20 protein-coding genes and 1 tRNA gene are annotated in these 24629 nt (G+C 33.8%); 1 reads left to right on the top strand and 20 read right to left on the bottom strand.

What is annotated here, in order from left to right; translation table 11 throughout:
* Positions 1–41 precede the first annotated feature (41 nt).
* From B8967_RS07410 to B8967_RS07375, 8 genes are all read right to left on the bottom strand, one after another.
* Positions 42–2864 (bottom strand): gluzincin family metallopeptidase, encoded by a 2823-nt coding sequence (locus tag B8967_RS07410; protein ID WP_228406075.1) that lies wholly within the window; start codon positions 2862–2864, stop codon positions 42–44.
* Positions 2865–2918: 54 nt separating this feature from the next.
* Complete coding sequence (gene pyrF / locus B8967_RS07405; protein WP_047490204.1) at positions 2919–4298, bottom strand: orotidine-5'-phosphate decarboxylase; 1380 nt, start codon at positions 4296–4298, stop codon at positions 2919–2921.
* A 115-nt stretch (positions 4299–4413) separates the two neighbouring features.
* A complete protein-coding gene (locus B8967_RS07400; protein ID WP_047490446.1) occupies positions 4414–4755 on the bottom strand; it encodes a YkvA family protein in 342 nt (113 codons plus the stop codon).
* A gap of 86 nt (positions 4756–4841) precedes the next feature.
* Positions 4842–5381 (bottom strand): TlpA family protein disulfide reductase, encoded by a 540-nt coding sequence (locus B8967_RS07395; protein WP_047490207.1) that lies wholly within the window; start codon positions 5379–5381, stop codon positions 4842–4844.
* A 37-nt stretch (positions 5382–5418) separates the two neighbouring features.
* A complete protein-coding gene (locus B8967_RS07390) occupies positions 5419–5982 on the bottom strand; it encodes a thioredoxin family protein (RefSeq protein ID WP_047490211.1) in 564 nt (187 codons plus the stop codon).
* Between the two features lie 16 nt (positions 5983–5998).
* Positions 5999–7069: a chorismate synthase gene (aroC, locus tag B8967_RS07385; RefSeq protein ID WP_047490213.1), complete on the bottom strand. Its 1071-nt coding sequence runs from the start codon at positions 7067–7069 to the stop codon at positions 5999–6001.
* A gap of 50 nt (positions 7070–7119) precedes the next feature.
* Positions 7120–8754 carry an LIC_10190 family membrane protein gene (locus B8967_RS07380; RefSeq protein ID WP_084085472.1) on the bottom strand — a complete coding sequence of 545 codons (1635 nt, stop codon included), beginning with the start codon at positions 8752–8754 and terminating at the stop codon, positions 7120–7122.
* A gap of 53 nt (positions 8755–8807) precedes the next feature.
* Complete coding sequence (locus B8967_RS07375; protein WP_084085470.1) at positions 8808–9380, bottom strand: YMGG-like glycine zipper-containing protein; 573 nt, start codon at positions 9378–9380, stop codon at positions 8808–8810.
* Positions 9381–9682: 302 nt separating this feature from the next.
* Here B8967_RS07375 and B8967_RS07370 point away from each other — a divergent pair, with 302 nt between their 5' ends.
* On the top strand, positions 9683–10129 hold the full coding sequence (locus B8967_RS07370) for a hypothetical protein (RefSeq protein ID WP_084085468.1): 447 nt from the start codon (positions 9683–9685) through the stop codon (positions 10127–10129).
* 403 nt (positions 10130–10532) lie between these two features.
* On the opposite strand, the gene B8967_RS07365 is transcribed toward B8967_RS07370, so the two are convergent.
* From B8967_RS07365 to thrC, 12 genes are all read right to left on the bottom strand, one after another.
* Positions 10533–11363, bottom strand: a complete 831-nt coding sequence (locus B8967_RS07365; protein ID WP_228406074.1) for a glycosyltransferase family 2 protein — start codon at positions 11361–11363, stop codon at positions 10533–10535.
* Positions 11364–12404: 1041 nt separating this feature from the next.
* Positions 12405–14576 carry a peptidase domain-containing ABC transporter gene (locus B8967_RS07360; RefSeq protein WP_241508041.1) on the bottom strand — a complete coding sequence of 724 codons (2172 nt, stop codon included), beginning with the start codon at positions 14574–14576 and terminating at the stop codon, positions 12405–12407.
* Positions 14577–14765: 189 nt separating this feature from the next.
* Positions 14766–15290 carry a GIN domain-containing protein gene (locus tag B8967_RS07355; protein ID WP_084085464.1) on the bottom strand — a complete coding sequence of 175 codons (525 nt, stop codon included), beginning with the start codon at positions 15288–15290 and terminating at the stop codon, positions 14766–14768.
* A 23-nt stretch (positions 15291–15313) separates the two neighbouring features.
* Positions 15314–16045: a hypothetical protein gene (locus tag B8967_RS07350; RefSeq protein WP_047490233.1), complete on the bottom strand. Its 732-nt coding sequence runs from the start codon at positions 16043–16045 to the stop codon at positions 15314–15316.
* Positions 16046–16056: 11 nt separating this feature from the next.
* Entirely contained in the window at positions 16057–17409 is a 1353-nt protein-coding gene (locus B8967_RS07345) for a radical SAM/SPASM domain-containing protein (RefSeq protein WP_179140039.1), read from the bottom strand.
* Positions 17410–17476: 67 nt separating this feature from the next.
* Positions 17477–17695, bottom strand: a complete 219-nt coding sequence (locus B8967_RS07340; RefSeq protein ID WP_084085460.1) for a hypothetical protein — start codon at positions 17693–17695, stop codon at positions 17477–17479.
* Between the two features lie 128 nt (positions 17696–17823).
* Positions 17824–19980 (bottom strand): TonB-dependent receptor domain-containing protein, encoded by a 2157-nt coding sequence (locus B8967_RS07335; protein WP_084085458.1) that lies wholly within the window; start codon positions 19978–19980, stop codon positions 17824–17826.
* A 901-nt stretch (positions 19981–20881) separates the two neighbouring features.
* Positions 20882–20952 (bottom strand) — tRNA-Cys (locus B8967_RS07330).
* 58 nt (positions 20953–21010) lie between these two features.
* The gene (locus B8967_RS07325) at positions 21011–21520 is read right to left on the bottom strand and encodes an RDD family protein (RefSeq protein ID WP_084085456.1); all 510 of its coding nucleotides are present in this window, start codon (positions 21518–21520) and stop codon (positions 21011–21013) included.
* Between the two features lie 27 nt (positions 21521–21547).
* Positions 21548–22912: a DUF4403 family protein gene (locus B8967_RS07320; protein ID WP_081989056.1), complete on the bottom strand. Its 1365-nt coding sequence runs from the start codon at positions 22910–22912 to the stop codon at positions 21548–21550.
* Between the two features lie 35 nt (positions 22913–22947).
* Positions 22948–23316 (bottom strand): dihydroneopterin aldolase, encoded by a 369-nt coding sequence (gene folB, locus B8967_RS07315; protein WP_047490255.1) that lies wholly within the window; start codon positions 23314–23316, stop codon positions 22948–22950.
* 4 nt (positions 23317–23320) lie between these two features.
* Positions 23321–24625, bottom strand: coding sequence for a threonine synthase (gene thrC / locus B8967_RS07310; RefSeq protein WP_084085454.1), 1305 nt, complete (start codon positions 24623–24625; stop codon positions 23321–23323).
* Positions 24626–24629 lie beyond the last annotated feature (4 nt).

Here is a 24629-nt window from a genome sequence, read left to right as displayed (position 1 = left end):
TAATACCCGGCATTAAAAATAGAACCATTGCTTTTTCTGATTTAATACCAACCTCTTCTGGCAGCATTAATAATGGTCCCCAGATTGAGAACAAGGGTATATCTGATCCGTTTTGCGTAGTCTTTGAATGAAGGTTCAAACCCAAGAGAAGATTGTATTGGGAAGTAAACTTCAAGGAAATCCGGAATAATTCTTACTTTTATGCCACTGTCCCAGATAAATTTTGTGGGACGGTCTTGATTTTTATAGATCCCTGCATCAGCATATACATGAAATATTTTCCATACACTGGAATCTACATTGAAGGAAGTAATCCATTTATTAACGGAGCCCGGTATAAATGATTTGAAACCTCCGTCTGCCAAAATAAATTGCTGAGAAAGGATACCACTGTTGGCACTTTCACCCAAAAGACTGTAGGAAAAAGCATAATTTGAAACCCTTGAAATTCCGTAATTAAATAAATTATTTCGGGTGTCATTTCTTAAAAAGTATCCGGCAAATAAACGTAAACTCAGTTTTTGTTTCGGGGCAAATTCCCATCTGTAAAAGGCTTCAGCTGTAACTTTATTGAAATCTTCCATTCCCTGTGTGCTGATGCTGAAACTCTTTTCATGAATCATCTGATTGTCACTATAGCCATACCCAAAGCTCCATAGGTTATACTTTTTGTAATCATTATTAGCAATCATAACAGGGCTGAGATCTCTGTCGAAATAATTATAAGACATCCCAATGCTTCTGCTTATGGTACTTCGGGGATCTTTCCTAAAGCTTATGTTAGAAAGTACCGATGCTTTTCGGTAGGCCAATCCATAATCATAATGGAAATAAGATCCGGAAACTCCAAAAGTAAGGCTTCGAATGATGCTTTCAGCAGGTAGAAAAGAATAGGATACCGCTCCGGATCCGGTTAGTTTTCCAGTTCCTGAACTGTACATCGGTGTAAATGAATACAGAAATTTCTGATCAAAGAATGATTGATTTTTAAGATTGATTCCTAAAAGAAATTTATCATAGGTATTATTAAAACGTATTCTCGGACTGATATAGATCTCATTATATTCAGGATCCGGAATGTCTTTGATGAGTTTTAGTTTGATTTTTTTAGCATTCGAAAATATACCTTTTGCGTACAGGAAATTATCCCTGTAATTTGATTCCGGGAAGCTATAGCCTGTGTTTAAGGTGACTTTATAAATATTATCTGACGCAGGAAGAAATAATTCATTATTATTCTTATTTTCTTCTGTTTCTATCCAATAGGCTTTTTTCTCTCCCTCCCGGGTTTGGGTTTCCAGTTTTACAGGAATGGGGGCATCTGTATTTTTTGTGATTTTGATATGTAGAGAATCGTTCTCTTTTTTTATGTTTTTCAGTTTAAAGTTAACCCTGTTTTTCTGCTTAAGAAAATTGGTGAGGTATCCTGAGGTTTTATCTTTTTCACTGAGGTCACTCAGAAATTCTTCAGGCTTTATTTTTTTACCGGAATTTTGTGAAATATAATTTTTCACAACCCCATTGAAGGTGTCATTCCCCATTTTATCTGCCGAATAATCAAATAGGCTTCCTGTTTCAAAGCTGCTGACGGCCATGTCATTAAAGTTACTTAATGAAGAAAAATTGTCGTCAATCTTTTGATCCAGATTTTGCAGCATGATATATTGGTACGCCAATCCATACCGATCCAAAAGTTTCACTTTGGATGCATGAAATATTTTTAAAGGCTTAATTCCGAATAATTTGGTCTCCGGAAGGGCACCTAAAAGTTTGGTGTCTTTATAGAATTTTTTCAGATACTGAATCTCAAGATAAGATTTTAAACCGTTTTTAAACCAGTGATCTTTCTCTTTATCAGCAATGATATTCTCATCAAGGATTTTTTTGGTTATGATTCCAAAATAATCAAGATCGGTTTTTTCAGCATCTGTAAATAACTGAAATCTGAATTTCCAGAATCTAATATCATTATTCCCGAAAAAATCTTCCTTAGCTCTGAATTTATCCGAAATGAAAAGTGTCTGTGGAATAAAACCAATTTTATCTTTAAGAAATTTCAATTGTAAAGGTAGTAGGAATTCCAGGTTTTGTTTTTCTTCCGGTTTCAGATTGTACCCGAATTTAATCTCAGAACTGAAGCCATCAACATCAACCTTAATAGAAGGATAACTGTTGGTGGAGATTATAAATTCGGGGTCAGAATCCAGATACCCTTTAAAAGAATTCATCTGAACCTGCGGAAGATTACTTTCAATAAAACTATTGACAGGAATATCAAAATTGACAGTCCAGAAAGTATTGAAACTTACAGATTCTTCAATATCACGATATTCTTTCTTAGAAATATTGTCCGGATCAAATTGATCCGGAACAATAAAGAAATATTTTAAAGCAGTATTCTGGTCGGCTGTACCATATCCTGTAAATGTTTTATCAGGAAGCTGTATCCGGTACTGTAATTTCAAAGTAACGGCTTCGCCGGGTTGTAATGCCTCTTTTAGTGGAAGAAATAAATTCTCATCCGAAAGAGCATTGATAGAAATAGGCTGGTTTTCTGAATTTTTAATATTCAGCTCCAGAAGTTTACCCAGCTGATCAGCCTTTGCAAAGTGCAGATCATTGTTTCTGTCTTCCAGCTTTCTATAGACAAGTGAGGTTCCACGTTTATGATAGGCGGAAATCCAGTTCAGGAGTTTTATGGTCTGAAGCTGTTTGTCAGAATGATTGTAATAAACAATTTCCTGATTGACTTCAAGCGTTTTTCTGTCAGCAGACAACTTTGCTTCAATGTATATGCTGTCTTTTTGTGCAGAAACCTGTACAACTCCTAAAAACAAAATAAGGCAAATCGTGATCTTTTTCAAATATAAGTGATAAAGTACCAAATATAACTTATTTTGTAAATACTTTATAGGATTTTAACCCTGAGTTGTCTTTTTTTCCAAAGAATTAATATAGGCATTCCAACCCTCAGTTTTATAAGTAATCGCTGAAGCTTCCGGATTGTCTGATTTATAAATTCCTCTTCCTACGATGATGAAATCTGTATGTAAGGTTTTAAATACGTGTTCAGGAGTATTGTACTGCTGGCCTTTACCATCACCCGAATCGGCTAGATTCACTCCAGGGGTGAATAATAAAAGATCTTCCGGGATTTTATTCTGGGATACACCACCAATTACATTAGGGTGGGATAAAGCTACTTTTAAAGCATCTTCACGATAGCTGGCAGTCGTTAAAGCTCCTTTAGAAGACATTCCTACGATGGCTACTACTCCTACATTTTTAAAGCAATCCAATGATTCAAATCCCCCGATAACCTGTGATGTCACAAAATCTGCCCAATCTGTAATTTTGAAAACCCCACTGGTGAACTGAAGTTCCTGAGTATTTCCGATATCTGCAAATTTTCTGTCTTCCATTAATAAAAACTGATGCTTTTCAGCAATTGCTTTTAATGGGCTAATTGTTTTTTCATAGTCAAAATCTGAGATGATATCGATATGTGTTTTCAAAGCAATGATATGAGGTCCTACTTTTTCAGCAAAATCCAATAGTTCCTGTGTTGTCGTAACATCTGCAGAAGCAATAAGATTAGATTTTTTTGCCAAAGCAGTTTCTAATAATTTCTTTGAAACAGAATGCTGAGTACTGCTCAGCTTTTGCTCATATGAAGCTCTGGTCTCTTCTTCAAACTGAATATGATTACCCTGTAGGAAGTCCTGAATTCTTTTTACTTCTTCATCAGATAATTCTCCTGTTTCCTGAAGAATAACACATACTTCTGAAATGTTGAAAAGAGTATGTACTCTGTATCCTTTACTTTCCAAAAGTTGCTTTCCTCCCTGTTCTCTGTCTAAAACCACAACAATATCCGAAACTTTCAGATCTTCCTGCTCGATTTCAGGAATCGTTTCCAGCAAAGATTTTCCTGAAGTAATAACATCCTCCACCAAAAGACAGTTTTGACCTTTCTGATAAATACCTTCAATCAGCTTTTTGGTACCGTAGCTTTTAGCTTCTTTTCTTTTAATAATTAATGGAATGTAACTTTCCAATGACATCGCAGTAGCCATCGGAAGTGCAGCATAAGGAACTCCGCAGATTAGATCGAAATTATCTAATGGAAGCATTTCCAATAAGTAGTTGGCAAGATTTTTTAAAATTTTCGGATCTGAAGCCAAAGGTCTTAAGTCTACATAAAATGGGCTTTCAATACCACTTTTTAAGGTAAACCTACCGAATTTGATGATACCCAGCTTGTAACACTCTAAGAAGAATTCTTTTTTACTTTCCATTATTTTTTATTAGATATTGCAAATTTAAGGATTTGAAATAAGGCTTAAAAATTTATCACCTATTTGTAAATAAAAAACCACCCTGAAGGATGGTTTTAAAGACTATAATAAACTATTATTTTATAATTTCAGCATCAATAACTTTGGCTCCGCTATATTTTTGCTCGGCTTCCCAAAGTAAAAATTTATCAACTTCTTTGATGAGCTTGGGGATAGTTAACGATAATACCGCTAAGTCATCCATTACTCCAAGTACCGGTATGGCAAATTCAGGAAGAAGGTCGATAGGGGAGATGATATATAAAATTCCGAGTAAAGGAAGAATGATGTCAATGGATTTCATTGGATAAACTCCTTTTCTCCACATTTTTACCATTCTGAATATGTCGGGAATCTTTCTCACAAAACCTTTGTGATTGATAGCTTCTTTAGCAATGTTTAACTTTGAATATTTCATTTTGTGTTTGGTTTTAAATAAGTTTTTCAACGATGTTAATTTCGCAAATCTTATACCAACAAATTATAAAATTTAGTTAAAAATGATTATTTAATAATATTGTCAATGAACTGATGCACAGTCTCTGTGTTCCAATCTCTGTATGCATCTTCTTTAATAATAATCCTCCCTGTTTTATCTAAAAGAAAAGTGGTAGGAAATACTTTAGGAAGAATTTTTTCAGAAATAGGACTTTGAGCAATATACACAGGAACAGTATAATTATTTTCTTTCAAAAATTTTCTTACGTCCTCTTCCTTATCATTCATGGCAATAAGGATGAAATCAACATTATCTTTTCTGGAATCATATAGCTTCTGAATAGTAGGCCATTCTTTTCTGCACGGTGGGCACCATGTTCCCCAGAAGTTCAGAAAAACAGCTTTATTCTTAAAGTTTTTAAGGTTGGTGCTTGGAGCATTAATTCCTTTAAGGTCGATATCATAATCTTCTTCACTTACATGTACAGCATTTTCAATAGTAGCAATAGGAAAGAACTGATCTTTCATAAAATTCCTTATTCCCGGCACAAAAGCAATGATGCCAATAATGACGATGAGTACAATATAAATAATGTTCTTTTTCATTTACTATTTTTTACTGTTAATAAGTGTCAGATCTATTTTATAATAAATCTAAAATTTCCTGAATAGAATCTTTACCTCTGTTTCTTGCATAATAAATCTGCAGATCATTGTAAAAACTGTCTTTTGGATATCCTTCAGGATCAGCTTTATATTTCATAAGCAGCTCATATCCATATTTTGGACGTGGGCCCCATGAATTTTTTACGTTAAAATCTTTATCCAGGATAATTACCTTAGGAATAGACTCTGTTCCATTGGTTAAAAACTGGTTGATCAGGCTTTTATCACTGTCTCTCAGGAAAACTCTGATTTCATTATGGCCTTCAAAAAATTTAAAAAGAGCAGGTACAGTAGCACTTGCATCTCCACACCATGCCTCGGAAATAATTAAAATCTTTCCATCGAAATTTTTATCAGCTAATTCCTTCAACTGTTCTTCATCGGGAACATACTTCTTAAGAGTTCTGTCCATTCTCTGAAGTCCCAGTTCGTAATATTGTTTGTAGTCCGCTTCCTGTTGGTCAGCTGGATTTTCTAATCTTTGTTTTGCAATTTGAAGGTATTCTTCAAATGAAATTCCTTTATCCCAGTAATTTTTCATTACCAAAAAATTATGTTTAAAAATTATTGATATTTCTTGTTTTGTTGATCAAAAAAAGATCAGCCAATACGAATGCGGCCAGAGCCTCTACTACAGGAACTGCTCTTGGAACTACACATGGGTCATGACGTCCTTTTCCTTCTACAATGACAGGGTTTCCTTCTTTATCTATACTATCCTGAGGTCTTAAAATAGTGGCTACAGGTTTGAATGCTACGCGGAAGTAAATATCCATTCCATTAGAAATTCCACCCTGAATCCCTCCTGAAAGATTAGATTTTGTAGTGAAATCTGTATTGAAAGCATCATTATGCTCCTTTCCGGTCATTTTTGCTCCACAGAATCCACTGCCATATTCAAAACCTTTACATGCATTGATGTTCAGCATTGCTTTTGCCAGTTCTGCCTGAAGTTTTGAAAATATAGGTTCACCAATTCCCACAGGAACATTTTTAATAACGCAGGTAATAGTTCCACCGATGGTATTGCCTTCTTTTTTGATTTCTTTAATTTTTGAAATCATTTTTTCAGCAGTCTCCGCATCCGGACAACGTACGTCATTGCTCTCTGTCTGAGAAAAATCCAAGGCCTGATAAGGTTTCTCACAGAAGATATCTCCTACAGAAGAAACGTAAGCATTTATTTCAAGTTCCGGTAGAAGCTGTTTGGCAAATGCGCCTGCAACTACCCAATTCATTGTTTCTCTTGCTGAAGATTTTCCACCTCCACGATAATCCCTAAACCCAAATTTCTGGTCATAGGTGAAATCAGCATGACTTGGACGATATGCACCAGCAATATGGTCATAATCTTTTGATTTCTGATTTTCGTTTTCGATGATAAAACCGATTGGCGTACCCGTTGTTTTTCCGTCAAAAATTCCTGAAAGAAACTTTACTGTGTCACTTTCTTTTCTTTGGGTAACAATAGCAGACTGCCCCGGTTTTCTTCGGTTCAGTTCGTACTGAACTTTTTCGAGATCTACCGTTAAACCTGCCGGAAAATTATTGATGATACCGCCATAAGCCACTCCGTGACTTTCTCCAAATGTTGTAAGACTAAGAAGATTACCTAATGTGTTGAACATAATACAAAATTACCTTTTTTTCTCCATATAATAAAGTTTCAGTATTTGTTCTATTTATCAGTGTCTTTGATATTATTGATAACATCTTCTGCTTCCATTTTCTCTCTGGAAATGAGCTTTTTCCAGATAAATCCTTTTCTGATATCATTTTTATCGGAAAGTTGAGGGAATATTTCTGCTTTGACGTCATCAAAAATAAAACTTGTTGATATGGCGGGAAGAGGAGTGTCAAAATTAAAAGGATAATTTTTAGAAACATTGAATTTTAAATTGCCAACCTCAAAGGTGTTGTATTGCTGATATTCATAGGTTGATGGTTGGTAAAATTGTTTTTTTTCAAATCCGGCGATGAAATTTCCGGGTCTAAAACTTGGAAGATGTTCCTGAATGAAATTGGGGAAAGACAATATGGAAATAAACAATATACTCAGAGCTGAGAAAATGATGATTGATTTTCGTTTGTCAAAATATTCATAACAGAATATAAAAAATATCACAAAGAACACGTCTATAAAAAATCTGTATTGAGCTGAAAAAGCAAGCACAAGTATACTTTTTATCAATACTGAAATACAGAGTAAAGAAATCAGTTTTCTTTTTTTGATCCAGGCAAATGCTGAGAAAGCAATCAGGCTTACAATAAACAGGATGTTGATGTTGGATTTTATTCCGTTTAGGAGAAACCAGTTTCTGATGTGATCAAATGTTGAGAATCTTTGAATTTCTTCATAGGAATACTGCATATCATAAGTTTTCTGAATGGCATATTGTGAAGAAGTTTTTAAGATCTCAGGGTTAGGTTTCCAGGGTATTCCCAATTCGCCAATGGCAACAGGAAATATAGGATAGCCAAATGCCCAGATGTTTTTTGCAAAAAATACAAGGAGAATAAAAATTCCAAAAAGTAGTTTTTTAAAATCTGATTTAAAAATAAAAACTGCACAAAGGAAAGTAAGTATGGGCAGCCAGATCATGGTAGGCTTTATGGCAAAAATAAAAATGGAAAATGCAAAAAGAAGTGTTGTGTTTCTGTTTCCTGCTGTTATTTCATTCAAAATAATTAAAGAAAGAGCAATGACAGGAAGATCTGGGCTTGGTGATTGTGAGAACAATAATAATACAGGGAGAAAACATAGATGAATCCATACTTTTCTTTCAGTAATATAAATGGTATAAATGATTAATAGGATGGTATTGATTCTTAAAAAGGGATCTGAAAAATTTGAGAAACCGGCCTGGAAAATATGCCATATAGACATTTGCCCCAATGTAAAGTCAAGGTTGGAAATTCCTTTTATCAATCCATATTCAGTAAGCCATTTTATGGTGGGTACATAGTAGCCAAAATGATCTAATATATAAGGAGAAAATGTACCGGCTAACACAATAATAAATGATACTGTGGTCATTAAAAAAATATCCTTTCCCGAAAAGTGGTATAACTCCCGGTATAGCTTATTTTTAAAAAAGAAAAGAAATCCTAATGCAAGAGTACCTATTTCTACATAAATATTCAGGGGAATAAAAAAAGAAAGGAGGGTCCATCCCATACTTATTCCTAAAATACCTGCTAAAGCTTTTCCTGCAAGACCCGGAAAGAGACTGCCCCAGAAAAAGTCCATGATTTTACCTGCACCTATCAAGACAGGAATGATGAAAATAGCAGAAAAAAGAATCAGTATCATAAAAAAAGATTGCTTAAAAATAAGCAATCTTTATATTGTATTGTGAAAAAATATTATCTGCGTGGCTGTACTCTGCCGTCTTTTCTGTCTCCTGATCTCCCTATGGCATATCCGGTAGCGCCCCCTACGACACCACCAATTACAGCTCCAAGACCTCTGTTATTCTTAGAGATAATAGCTCCTGCTGCAGCCCCACCAACAGTACCAATGATGGTTCCCTTAGCAGCTTTGCTCATCCCTTTTTTCTTAGTTGTACCTTGTGAAGAACTGCTTCCATTATCTGCATAGTCTCCATTGCTTCCTCCGGAATTGGAGTTAGAGTTAGAACTAGAACCGGAGTTTCTATCTCTGTATATAGTTCTGGTTTCTCTTATCACCTGTGGCTTTGAATTATTTGCAGCTTTTGCTTTTTTGCTTTCTGAGATACTGTCAGATTTTTTCTGTGCTTCGTAAACCAGCTTTTCCTTTTCAATAGCTAGTTTCTGTTTTTCTATTTCAAGCTGCTTAGCTTGAAACTCAAGTTTTTGTACTTCCAGAGACTTTTCAGCAACGCTGTTGTTATCATCTTTTTTGCAGGCCGTCATTAAAAAAACGGATAAAAAACCTGCTAATATTACCTTTTTCATAATTCAAATTTTAATAAGCTAGAGCCTAAACGACTGTAGTTTTAGTTTTATTTCCAATTATGAAGCCAAATTTCAGTTAAAGGATGTTAAAATTATTAAAAAAGATAAATGGTAATAAATGAAACATGATAAATATCGTATGAAAGCTTTGTGTTTTAGTACAGTTCTTGCTATTTATTCAGAAGTTTTTCAGTGTTGGAGAATTAAAAGTTTTTTTGAACAATTGTAAATTTTAATTAATTAATAGTTTTCGTTGAATTAATCTGAGATCATTAATTTTGAGAAACTAAATTACTTTCAATATGAAAAAAACAACATTTACAGCATTGGCTTTCATCGGATTGTTGGGTACTGCTGTTTCATGGTCTTCTACTGATAATGGTATGAAGACAGAGTCGCAAGCACGTCCAGAGGTATCAAAGAGAGAAACAAAAGCACAGACTTATAAAATACGATATGGTTTGCTTTCTAAAAACGGAACAAAAATTCTTTCCGGAAGTCATGATGTAGGAAGTTTTCTTGCTGAAAATATGGCTACGGGAGATGTGTATGATACGTATTACAGTGGAGGTTTTCAGGCTTTACCTCAGTATTATGAAGGAATCCCTGAAGGAACCTATACTTTTTCTGCAATGCAGGGACAAGGTGCCTGGACTGGCTATGGATCAGTTGTAGCGACTGTTTCAGATGCCCAAGTAGATGCTGATGGATATATTACAGTATATATTCCAATAACTTGGGAAGAATAATATTGCATAAAACAAAATATTTAGTAAATTTACCAATCTCTTAAAAGAGTGTTTTTAATTAATTATTAAGTTAATTACTTTGTTTACTTAATTTATACTCGCTATTTTATTCGTGGTAAAATCAATCATAGATGTAATTATAGCATAAATAGTAAACAATTTTAAGATATTCTGTTTGGATTTTTCTGAATAGATTTTTTTCATCATTTGTGTTTTTTAGGCCTCCTGATTGGAGGTCTTTTCTATTGTATGATCAACTAAAGACCTAAGGTTAAGTATTTTTCAAATAATAGCTTTAGATATACTCGCTAAAAGGTATTGTAAATAATTCTTTGTTAAGAAATTGTATTTCATACTTATGATCTGATAATAAAAAAACTCCTCATTTTTGAGGAGTCTTATATTATAAATGTAGAGTTACTTTTATCTTGTTGATCAAACGATGAAGAGTACTGGTCTGATAAGCCAGGAGTTGGTAGATCTCTTCTGAATTGGTGTAGGTTTCAGGAACATTGAGATTGTTGATCTTCTTAATTCCTCTTCTTTTCATGGTATCATAAATCACTTTAGCAAATGATTCTTTTGCTCCCTGCTTACTGCTGTGCTGTGAAATGCCATCGGAATGAAGTCTGTAGAGGTATAAAGGTTCTTTGATGTATTTTACATCACCATATTCCAGAATTTTCAAATACAGATCCTGATCTACAGCGCTTCTAAGTGCTGGATTAATACCCGAGGTTTTTAAATACGCTTCTTTTTTAAAAGTAAAAAAATGGGCAAACTGAATAGGGCAATTAAAAAAATACCGGCTGTTGTAAACTTGTTTGGTGCTGGCAAAAATCTTATCAGGGACAAGATTATCATCACACAGCATCATTTGAGAATAGGTAGCAACAATATCGGTTGTATTGGCAAATTCATTGATTGTTTTTTCCAACGCTTGTGTATAGATAGCATCATCAGGGTCAAGGTAGGCGCATAGCTCTCCCTCTGCATATTTCATGCATTCTCTCTTGGTAAATCCACAGCCCTGATTCACTGCATTATGATACAGTTTGAAACGGGGATCATCTTTGATAATTGACTTTATAACTTCTACTGAATCATCCGTAGAGGCATCGTCAACAATGATGGCTTCCCAATTTTCATAAGTTTGATTGACTAATGAATTATAGCAGTCCCTAAAATACTTTCCATTATTATAGTTGGCTATAAGTATAGAAAATTTTATCACGTTTTTTTGAGTTAAGTTTAATTTAATGTGTAAAACTATAAAAGAATATCCATGAAAAACATATCTTTAGTCATAGTATAATTGATATATTTTTCTTATTTTACAAGAATTTACCATTGTTTAATTTGAAATTGGTAAGATAAAATAAAAACTATTTTATGAGTTCAATCATAAAATAATAATAATAACTAGTATATTTTTGAAAAAAGATTAATTATTTTATTTCTGATATATAAAAATTTTTTTCATCATTTGTGTTTTTTAAGGCCTCCTCTGGAGGCTTTTTAGTTGAAAAAACACTAATGAAAAAAAAATCTGTTATCAAAAAAAGGTCAATCCTAATCAAAAATTGATTTTCATACATCAGAGATTTGAAACATTTCCTGTTTCTTTTTCAATGATAAGGTTGCCATTTTTGCTCATGTCAGTTATTTTATGGCTAAGTCTGATATGGCTTGTCATATTTTTTTGCTGTAATTTTATTTTTTTTATATCAAAATATTATCTTTAAATGATTTTGTGAATATTAGAATATTTTATACTAAATTTACGGATTTAATTTTCAATTTTTAATGATTGAGATTAATATATGTTTTTTTTATTTTTTAATTCATCTGTTTTTTATTAAAGTTGCTGTTGAATAATCTTTAATAATATTGTTTTTTTAATACTTCCTATTTGGAATAGTTGTAATTAACAAGATGTGATTTTTAATAATACGAAAAAAAAGAGGTGAAAATATTAAAATATGATATTTAATCTCTCGAAAATATATATTGGAATATTTTTATCAAAATTTAAATTTTGGCACGATTTTTCAATGTAGATATGTAACTCATGTTTAATTTGAGTTTTCATGGTTATTAGTTTTTATCCTCGGAATTTCCGAGGATTTTTTTTTGAATATGATTCTACTCATAAAAAGAACATCGATTAGTTGATGATCTTTAGATGAATAAATTTCTACATATCATCACTTTTTACATTATTTATTAAGCTTCTCTTTGAAAAGGGAAGCTTGTTTGTTTAAACGATCCGATATTAACTGCCTAATTCCAGTTGATTTTTCACCAGTTTGTAATATTCACCGTTTTTACTGACTAATTCCTGATGATTGCCTTCTTCTACAATTTTTCCTCCATGTAAGACGATGATATTGTCAGCATTTTTTACGGTAGATAAACGATGGGCAATGATAACAACGGTTTTTCCTTTAAAAAACTCCTGAAGGTTATCATGGATTATTTTTTCATTTTCAGCATCCAGGGCTGATGTCGCCTCATCAAAAAATAAGTATTGAGGGTTTTTGTATACAGCTCTTGCAATTAATATTCTTTGTTTTTGGCCTCCGGAAATTCCGTTCCCTGAAGCTCCAATCTTGGTATTATATCTTAAGGGAAGAGAGTTTACAAATTCGCTGATATTGGATGTTGTGACTGCTTTTAGTAATTTTTCGTCATCACTGTTTTCATCATGGGTAATGATGTTTCTGGCGATGGTATCAGAAAATATAAATCCATCTTGCAGAACAACTCCTGAGCTTTTTCTAATGCTTTTAGGAGAAATATGTAAAATATCCGTTTTCCCAAAACTGATTTTTCCTGATACCGGATTATAAAATCTCAGTAAAAGTTTCATAAGGGTCGTTTTTCCGCTTCCACTGGCTCCTACAATCGCAGTAACCTTTCCCTGAGGGATAGTAAGCGAGATATCTTTCAATACATAGGGAGACTGAGGTCCTTCATACTGAAATGATACGTTTTCAAACAGGATATCGCCTGCTGTTTCTTCATTGGATTCTATAGGTTTGTCGTCTTCTTTTTCCTCTTTGGATTTAAACTGAACTTCATTAAGTCTTTCCATGCTCAATTTTGCATCTTGAAAAGAACGGAAGAAATTTATCATTTGACTTACAGGGGAATTCATCTGTCCTATTATGTAAGATACTGACAAAAGCACCCCAAGAGACATACTTCCTTTTACCACATAAGTGGCAGCCAAAAAAGTAACAATTATATTTTTAAGCTGATTCAAAAATTCAAATCCGGAGAGTTGATACTGATCAATTTTTAAAATTCTGATATTAAGCTGAAACAGCCTTTTTTGGATTTTTTCCCATTCTGAAATTTTAAAATCTTCAAATTGATTTAATTTCATTTCGGTAACTCCGTTCAACATCTCATAGATGGAATCCTGATTTTCACTGCGAAGTTTAAACCGGAAATAATCCATTATTTTTCTTTTTCTAAGCCAGTAAAATGACCAGGCAATAGAGATCAGGGTCAAAATGGAATATACTAACAGTATTTTGACATCATAGTACGCGAGAACGCCAAAGAAGACGGAGAAGGTGACTATGGAAAAAAATGTAAGTAAGCTTTGGGAGGTTAAGAATTCTTCAATCCTATTGTTATCCTGAATTCTTTGCTGGAAATCTCCCAGTAGTTTGGTGTCGAAAAACCGGATGGGAAGTTCTATTATTTTTTTTAGAAAGTCTGAAATAATTTTGATACTCAGATGTGTACCAATATAGAGTGTCAGCCAGTTTCTGAAAATATTGATAACGATACTGCCTAAAAATAATGACAGCTGTGCCAGCAGGATAATAAAAATAAAATTTAAATTCTTTGAACTTACCCCGTCATCTATCAGAGACTGGGTAAGAAATGGAAAGATAAGTGTGATGCCACTTCCTGCAAGAAGCAGACAGAACATCAAGGCTATTTTCCTTTTGTAAGGTTGCAGATACTCAACAGTCTGCTTAACGGTTAACAGCTTCTGCTGAGGGGGCTCATTTTGATAAAATGTATCTGTGGGAGTTAAATAGACGGAAACTCCTTTGCTACGATCTGAAATCCAGGATTCTTCAAATTTTTCCTGAGATATTTTGATGATACCATGAGCAGGATCGTAAATTTCAAATATTTTTTTTTTGGAAAATAAAGAATTACTGACTTTATTGAGTACCACAAAATGATTTTGATCCCAGTGTAAAATAACAGGTTTCTTGGTATTTTCGATATTGGAAATTAAATGATCAGATTCTTCTTTTACCGCATGATAATCAAATCCTATTTTTTTTGATGCTTCTCCTATGCCTAAAAGAGAAACCCCTTCTTTTGTGATATAAGAGTTTTCTCTAAGGTACTCCAACGGGTATTCTTTTCCATAAGAATTGGCCACCATGCTTATACAAGCAGGGCCGCAATCCATTTGATCATATTGAGCAATAAAACGCACTATCTTAATTATTTATCTTTGATTGGTATAAGGATACTGAGCAACAATGAATGCTTGTGCTTTGATGAAAAGCCTGTTTCAATTTTGAACATTCTGATTTCTGCTCCGGAAACAGGATAGGAATACAATTATGAAATATTGTTTCCCCATTGGACTGTTATTTTAATCTTTTTTTACTTTCAGTTTTTTCAAATTAGAAAGTATTACATTTTTTTTATCTAAAGTCAGCTCATCTGTTTTTCCACTGATTTTAAGTGAAGCTACATTTTCTATATTCAGAACTAAGGTTTGGGTATCAACAGTCAGGTCTATTTTCCCTGCATTGATAACCTTAAGTTTGGTTGTTCCAAACTGAGCTTTGTCTGTGGTCTGTAATATTCCCACGTTGTAGGCATTGATAAAAATGTCGTCACTTTTTGACGTAATATAGAGGTTGTAGTTGTTTTTTTTGCTTTCTTCAGTGGAGTGGATTGCCTTTACGGAGGCGACGCCATCAGTTATGCTGAATTTAATCTCTTTGTCTTTGTCGGAGCTCCTTTCCACAATAATTGAATTTTCGGAACCTTTGGTAAAGAATACCTGGGCAATATCTTCAATCCTTATTTCTTTGAAATCAGCTTTATCGGTATTTAATTCACTTTTAATCATTTGAGAATGAGCTTTTTCAAAAGAAAAGAAAAGGGTCATTATTATAAATAAATTGAATACTTTCATAAGATTGCTTGGGTTTCTAGTTTATTAAATGAGGAATGGGTGATTATTTCATCACAAAAATCTAAGATAATGATTTTTTCATTTTCCTTATGTTTTTCTGCCGTTGTTATAACATCGGTAAGAATGTCAAAAATCATAGACTTTCTAAGGTCGTCACTATTGTACTCCAGGTATATAGGATCATAAACAACATCTTCAAAAGTTATTTGATTTTTGTCTATCAATAGTCTGAATATATCTTTTAAGATGATAAGGGCACGGTCAACTTCCATTGATCTGAAACTGATCCTTGCCAGGTTGTGGATCTGCTGAATTTTATGAAAAAAAACTATAGGAAATTTTTTTTCAAAATAGGAATCCAGCTCCATTGTTTTTTTTGTACCTGTGAAAGCAGCGGAAAAATCTCCTTTCCTGTAGTGCAGATAGGCATCAATAGGTACACAAATCAAGTCATATAGTTTTTTTTCATCTTCACTCAGTAAAGATTTGTCTATGTATTTTCCTGCTCTTGATACAAGATTTTCAGCGGTCATGATATTTCCATGTCTGGAGTGCTCCAGAGCTTTCTGATAATTTTCATAGTAAAATAGGAATACTTTTTTATTTAAGCATACGGAGTTGATCATCTCATTCACATGCTCATCAAATTTCAGCTGCTCTTTGTATTTTTGCTTGTTTAGCTTTTCCAGCTGATCTAGTTTACTATAAAGATTATCAAATTTTTTCATGGTATTAATTTTTAAAAGGCACTTAAAACTTCTGATCCTTTTTGAGCAATGATATAGGATAGAGCGATTCTGTCTTCCATATTGAATTTAAATGACGGACAAGAAAAAATTCCTTCTTTCCATGTTTTAGGGCATGCTCCTCCACAAATAGGAAGTATTTTGCAGGTATGGCAGGGAGAGTTTGATTTGTTCTCTCTAATCAGATCATTCCAGTCGACAAACGGTCTTTCCTGAAGTAAATTACTCGGGTCCGTTCTATTTAAATTTCCTAAGATATAACCGGATTTATCATAGGCCGGAACATATGAAATTTCTGTGCAGTTATAAATGTTTCCATAGGCATCTATCAGTTCAGCTTTAGGGTCTATAGCCATACAAGTCTGTTTTTTTCTGCTAGGTACCACAGGGGTATTGAATTCCTTTTTAAGGCTGTACATCACCCAGTCGATCTCTTTGTCTGCAAAGTTGGCAATTTCCAGAGACATCAGATGCGCGTCATTTCCCCATGAATGTATAGGGGCAACATAGAAATTAGACAGTTTTTTATGAATCCCCAGAGAATTCAGTTCATCAATTAAAAGAGTAACACTGTCATGATTGGTTTGATCTACATTACAACGGATGTTCACCGTAGTATTTAATTCAGAAAAACCTTCATAGTTGAATATGTCAATAAGGTTATCGAGAATAATTCTGTAGCTTTTTTCTCCTGACTTCAGGAATCTTCTTTTGTCATGGTATTCTTCTGTACCGTCCAATGTAATCTCAAAAAAGCTGAGATGATAGTTTTTAACAAGATCCAGGAAAACATTCAATTTTAAAGACAATCCATTGGTAACCATTTTTGAAGAGTATCTTAAATTGTGCTTGTCGGCTAATGCTTTCAGTCTTGGAGTTAATGCTTTAATATTACTTAAGGCCATTAGCGGTTCTGCTCCAAACCAACCTATTTCCAGAGCGTCAAAATTATTTTCTCTTTCAAGTTTAAATTTTACCCTTTCAACAATAGCATCCATTTGCTCATTATTCAATAGGGCTTTGGTATGGTTTTGCCCACAATATCCACATCCCAACTGGCAGTTGGCTGTAGGTTGTATAACCTGATACAATGTTCTGCTTTCGGCAATACTTGTTTTATTTTCCAGTATCACTTCATCCAGCTCATTTTCTTCTTTTGGTACGATGAGGTCTGATGCCAGAAGCTTAGAAAAAACATTCTCAGGAAGATCATCATAATTTTCATTTTCATACAGCAGGGCAGTATGGCTCTCTAAGGCCATTGTTTCGCCACTCCTTGTAGAATAAAAAAGCACGGTATCATTTCCTACTTCTGATTTTATTTTGTAATAAGAGTTCTTGAACATATGATAGTTTTTAAAAGGGTTAAAAACCTCCATAACTATTGAGAAAGAGTTATGGAGGATAATTAATTTACTCTATTGAAGAGATTTCTTTAGTTGGAGTAGTTGGGGTAGTTGGAGTACAACCAATATTACAACCAGAGTTTACGTTTACTGTACACAGTGGTTGCCAACCTGCAGCTTGTCCACCTCTGATAGCTAATTGCTCATTTACACTAATGATTTCACCTCTATTTACAGCGTCTAATTGTACAGCACCGTAAATGTTCTTAAGTTTTGAATTTTTCATGTTAATTAAAATTTTAAATTAAAGTTTTTGGTAAAGTTTTGATACATTAACCTTTTTTGGTACTTGTTTGCAAACGGTTATATTTATTCATAGTCCTGTATTGTGCACATACAAAACCGGAAATCATATTATTTTAATCTGCTTTTCTCATCACTGTTTCCTATTTCTCTGTTTTTACCCTTGATGTTTTTGTTTCCAAAGTTGTATCGTAAGGACAATCTCAGTCTTCTGGTGTCAGCATACACATTATAGGTTTGGGTAATGCCATTGGTGTATGTGGTATTATCAGGATTACTTGTTTTTAAAATATCGTCTACACTAATGGAGCATTGCAGGTTTTTATTAAGAAATAAAAATCTTAATCCGAGATCTAACCTCATTGATCCGCTTTGTTTGTATATCAACCCTTTATTGGGTGCATTATAATTGTAATTAAGCTCTCCTGATATTGTTTTACTTTTATTGAGTACAAAACTGTTGTTTAATGAGAAAGCAAAGCCAAATCCGCTTTGAGAAGGTACAGCATCTTTATACTGATCATCAATCTTGGTTTTTATATAATAAATATTGTATTGAGCATTACTTTCTAACCAGCTCCATTTATTAAAAACATAATTTTGTGAAATTCCATAGGCATAGCTCTTATAATAATTTAATCTTGTAAAAACCTGAGTTAAATCATCTTTCACGTAAGGAACCTGGCTAAACCCATTGCTTTTTAGCTGAGTGAAAAATGAGGTAAACAATTTTTCTTTATATGTATGGGTCAGTTCAAAATTATGACTGATCGCCGGTTGTAAAAAAGGATTACCTTCTGCATAGGAATTCGCATTGAAATACCATTTAAAAGGATTTAATTCCCAAAACGAGGGTCTGTTTATTCTTTTACTATAGCTCAGGTTGATGGTGTTGCTCCCATTAAGAACCCGAAGCACATAGAACGTTGGGAAAATTTTAAAATAATCATTTTTATATTCCGTACTGTTGGTGACAGATTTGGACGTAGTCTGGGTATATTCCGCTCTTGCTCCTAATTTTACCTGCCATTTTTCTCCAAAGCTTTTGGCAAGATCAAAATAGGCAGCCTGTATATTTTCTCTATATTGATAGGCATCAGTCTGTAACGGATCTACTACAGGAGTTCCAGTCGTCTGATCTATAAATTTGATGGAACTGTCATTTTTTGTTGAGGTTATCTTCGCTCCATAAGTATAGTTTGCAAATTTTGCCGGGTGTATAAAATCAATCTTAGCTGATAAGTTATTGATGTCCTGCTGCCCTAAATTCTGTGCTGATAATTGTAACACATTATTTTCCTGGGTATCAAAAAGCCTGTTTTTATCTTCCTTAAATTTGAAATAATCCAAATCAACTGAGAATTTTTTTCCCAAAGAATCAAGATCATGGGTGAAATGAAGGTTTAATGAATTATTCCAATTTTTCGCATCTGTTTCAGCATTCGTAGATAAAATTTTATTTCCCTGACCTTGTCTGCTAAGCAGGTTTACAACATTAGTTTCCTGAATGTCCGGTGTGGAATTATAAAATTGAAAAATAGCCCCAATACTTGATTTTTTTGAAATCTGATAATCCGCTGACACTTTTACACTCTGAACATCTTTACTGTCCTTTCTTTTCACTTTGCTCATCCACAAATAAGATGGATACTCAATATTTGATCTTTCGGTTACATTTTCATTCCCTTTCTTAGCATCCAGCATAATTGAAAATGAATACCGGTCTTTATTGTAGTTAAATGTATTTCCCAGAGATAAGGCAGGGTAACTGGTTTGTGTATAGGTAGTCCTTGTACTGTTACTCCAGGAATTCTGTTTTGCTTTTTTCAACTGAATATTGATAATACCACTGTTTCCTTCAGCATCATATTTTGACGGAGGTGTTGTAATTACCTCTATACTTTTTATATTTTCAGATGAGGTAGCTCTTAAATAGTTCATCAGGGCTTCTCCTGATAACTGAACCATTTTTTCATCGATCATCACCGAAACAGAGCTTTTGCCAATAATCCCAATGGTATTTCCCTGAATCGCTACACCGGGCGTTTTCTTTAAAACTTCTACGGCATCAGAGCCGGAAGCTGTTATTGAATTTTCAACATTAAAAACGAGTCTGTCAACTTTTCTTTCTATCAGTTTCTTTTTCATGTTGATCTCAACTTCCTGTATTTGCTTTTCGACTATTTTGTTCACAGAGTCATTTTTCTTCTGTTGAGAAAACATAAAAACCGAAAATATAATACTAAGAGTGGAGATTATTTTTTTCATTGATATTAGTTATTTCTGCAGCTGATATGAGGTTAATAAAAAAATCTCACTGTATTCTTGCTTTAGACAAATATGCTGTAAGCTTGAATGATTATACAAGCGAATGCTTTATAGATTCATGAATTTATCCCTGCTTTTTGATAAATTCAATGATTTTAATTCTTTGTAAATGAATGTTTTATATGATTTTTATCATGTTTTTGAATTTCTGTTTTTGAAAAAAATATCAAGGCGGATTTATATGTTTTTTTTAAAATTTAGCGCCTGATTTACAAAAATTAAGCTCCAATATGGCTGTAAATTTTACATTAGAAGTACGAAAACAGGTGCCGGTTTCCTCCGGAAAGGATGAAAATATACTGATGTGTTTTTTATTGTTAAATGACAATACCTCTGTGAAATGGATTTTTGCTTCGTTATTTTTTTATGGATTTTTATGATGGAATTATTAAATACGTATCATTTTAATAATTCTGTTATTTCTGTTTTTCTATAGCTTTTTTTGAAAACTTGCAGAATAGTGTTGAATATATTTTAGAAAATTCATGTTTTATTTTCGGGTTGATATCTGCAGTGTATTTTCATCTATAAAAAAATAAGTACCACAAAAACTAACATTTCCTAGATAAGTGATGTATTTGGCATATGGCTTGAACTTAAAAAGATAACACCATATTGACCATATACATTATATTGGTTTTGACACCTTTTATTTCCCCGGATCTTCCGGGGATTTTTTATGATGGATTGTAAGAGAAGAATTTTATGGATGTGATAGAATAAGTTTTGCCTGATGCAATTTCTTTGAGATCGTAAAAGATGTGAGGTTTATATATTATCGGGAAAGTATTGAGGAAAATATATAAAAAAACCTCTAAATAAAATTTAGAGGTTTTTGAAGAGGTACCTAGCGGATTCGAACCGCTGTAGATGGTGTTGCAGACCACTGCCTAGCCGCTCGGCCAAAGTACCATTTTTACCATTTTTGAGGTGTGCAAATATAGTAAAATTTCTTTATGAACAAAAGTTTTCAGGCAATTTCTTTCTTTCCAAGATGGTCAATTTCGCTTTTTGCTTGAATTTCAGCCTGATAATTTTTGATGTTAATAACTCTTGTTTCGCTCCATTTATCATGCCAGCCATTTTCACCTAAAAAGGAAAGGGCATCAAAAGGAACAATTCTGGAAATATTCCGAATAAGATAATCATTGAAAGTAGGTTCGGTACCATCAATGCAAATAACTTTACTCCCTGTAATATATTTACCGATGGATCTTCCTTTGGTAAAGTATTCGATAAGGAAGGAGTACATAAAATAGATGACAGAGGTGATCAGAATATCGACAAATCTATTCACTTGTGACATCTTATAAATAATATTGACGAAAAAGTCAATGTTTGCAAGTTGATATAGTAAGGATGAAATAAATCCCAGAGCAAGAAATGCTATAGTGATTACAAGCCTGTCAATAATAAAATTAGCAAATCTTGTCCACTTTTGGGATCTGTTTCTATCTACAATTACTAAATATTTTCTCATGGTTGGTTATTAGTTTTATTTGAAGTTTTAAAATCCGTTGACAAGGAGTTTTAATGCTGCGTTTGTATCAATGACAGCGGTAATTCCGGTACTGTTCAGAAGGATTTTACTGGGTTTAAGATTAAAAACTTTTCCGTTCATTTTTAAACCTTTATAATACTCTTTGTTAAAAGCATCTTCAATACTTTTTCTGGATGCCTCTTCCAATTCCTGAGTGGGAATCCCATATTCTTCCTCAATCATTTTGACAATTTTCCCCTGAAATAATACCGAAGCGGTTTTTTGAAGGATATTGGTTGTTTTCAGTTTAAATTTAGAATCAGATAAAACAATTTTTCTTTTGATCTCATCATACACAGGAATTCCTGAAATGATAGCCGTTCCTTTGATATAACCGTCTGTTTGAGCTTCGAGGATAATCCTGTTGTCAACACCGTAAACTCTGATGTCAGTTACTTTTACTTTGGAATCCCTGATGTCAAACTCTTTATTTAAGAAAGTTTTTCTGGCCATACTGCTGGCTTCTGTAAAAGGGATATTAGCAGTAGTCTGTAAAAGAAATTTATCTGCAACAGTAGGAGAGAAGTTGAAATTCGTTACTGCGGTTACAGGCTGAGAGGCCATTGGCTTATTTCCTGTAAACGTTTCAGAATAAATATCAATTCCAAGAGTGGCATTGATTTGATTTCCATAGAATTTTAAAGGTGTGATATTAACTCCAACCGGGCTTATCTTCAGCCATGTATTATATTCTTCAGAAATATTGAAAGGCTGTAGAAAAGTATTCCAGGCCATTAACGCATACTGTTGAAAGTTCAGCTGAGTAGCCATTTGCTGATCAATGGTTTTACAGAACTTTTCCTGCTGCTCCCTGAGGCTTTTTTCAACAATAGGTGTGATAGGAATTTGTATCCTTCCATAATCCAGGACCGGCTTTGTAACCCATCTGAAGCCATTGGGCTGAGTATTGGTGGTAATGGTCCAGTTATTTTTTAAGCTTACCGTTGTATTAAAAGACATCACCGTTTCAAAGGTTGTATTTTGATACGTATAAACTCCCAATGTTCCAATGCCTTTTTCTGCCCAGACTTTTAATGGAACTTCGATTAATAAGTTTTGGCTGGTTCCTCCTACGAGACGAATCGGCCTGGTCTTCCACACCTTTACTTTAAACTGGTCATTATTATTGTCGGTATAAGAGTCATCCTGATACACAAGATCCTTTACCGAAGCATTGATCATATTACTAAGTTCCGAAAGAGGAATCGTTACCGGCATGGTAATACTGGATTTGATCTTTGGAAAATTGTAACTGGCTAATTGGTTATCAACGCTGGCCTGGCCAAAAGCATTGATACATACTACTAAAAATAATATTTTAATGAATCTCAACGGTTTATCTTTTTTATGAAACGAAAATAAGGATTTTAATTTCCAGATTTGAAGCTTTTTTTAAGCTCAACACTGGCGCCTTTCATCTCTCCCTGCATTGGAGGAGCTGTTTTGGTCACTTTAAGCTTGATGTAGGTAACCTGTGGGAAATTGTTGTGGATGCTGGAAATTATTCTTCCTGCAACATGTTCCAACAGTTTTGATTTGATTTTCATCTCGGCATGAATAATATCATTGATATCTGCATAACTTATGGTGTCATTCAGATCATCGGATTCCGCAGCTTTCCAAAGATCAGTGCGAAGCTCCAGGTTGAGAATATAATAAGTTCCGATAATATTCTCTTCCGGGAGTACACCGTGGTAGGCATATATTTTTACATCTTCAAGATATATTTTACTCATTGTTTCAAATTTTACTAAGCAAAAATCGCTTTAATTCTTCAAAATCTGAACTTATTTCTACAGTTTTTTTCTCCTTTGTCATAAGGTCAGCCAGTGCTTCAGGAATTTCAACTTTTATAGCAGTAGCTTTTTCTACAGCTTCAGGAAATTTTACAGGATGGGCAGTTCCCAGAATAAATCCTTTCTTATCAGGATTTTCTTCCAAAAACTTTTGCAGTGAAACGAACGCAACAGCGCTGTGAGGTTCAAGAAGATAATTGTGTTTTTTATAAACCTCCGCAATAGTCTCTAAGGTCTGCTGATCATCCACAGAATATCCGGAGATCTTATTTTTTAATTTGTCAAATTGATGATCGAAAAGCTCTAAAATCCTTACAAAATTACTGGGATCTCCCACATCCATCGCATTGGATAGAGTAGGCACCGCTTTTTTTTGGATAAAGTTTTGGGTTTTCAGATAATCAGGAACAGTATCATTCTCATTACATGCCGCAATGAAATGTTCAGCTGGAAGCCCCCGGAAATAAGCCAGAAGTCCGGCACAAATATTTCCGAAATTTCCACTGGGAACACAGATTACAGGTTTTTCAGTTTCATATTGGCTCCACTGTTTTAAGGCTAGCAGGTAATAAATCTGTTGAGGAAGCCACCTTGCTACATTGATAGAATTGGCGGATGTCAAAAATAAATGATCATTAATTTCCTGATCTGAAAATGCCTGTTTCACCAAGCCCTGACAATCATCAAAGCTTCCGTTGATTTCCAATGCAGAAATATTTTCCCCAAGGGCTGTGAGTTGCTTTTCCTGAACCGGACTCACCCTGTTTTTGGGATAAAGGATAACGACATTAATTTCCGGAAGTTTATAGAAACCATGGGCAACAGCACCTCCGGTATCTCCTGAAGTAGCAACAAGTACGGTTACTTTTTTTTCCTGGTCTTTTAAGAAATAGGAAAGACAACGGCTCATAAACCGGGCTCCAATATCTTTGAATGCTAAAGTAGGCCCATGAAATAGTTCTAAAATGGATATTTTATCATTGATTTTTTTCAAAGGGATATCAAAACTTACCGTTTCCGAAACAATTTCCCACAATATTTCTGATGGAATTTCATCGCCCACGAAATCTCTCATACATCTGTAGGCAATTTCTTCAGGGGTATATTGATGAAGGTTCTGAATAAAATTCTCCTCAAACTGAGGAATACTTTCCGGGAAAAATAATCCTTTTTCTTTTCCCTGACCTTTGATAGTCGCTGTTCTGAAATCAACTTTTTCCAGACTGTCTTTTAAATTATAATAATTCATCTGT

It is taken from the genome of Chryseobacterium sp. YR221, assembly GCF_900176315.1.
GTDB lineage: Bacteria > Bacteroidota > Bacteroidia > Flavobacteriales > Weeksellaceae > Chryseobacterium > Chryseobacterium rhizosphaerae.
The sequence above is the reverse complement of the archived record's forward strand: the minus strand, read 5'-3'. Positions and strand labels throughout refer to the sequence as shown.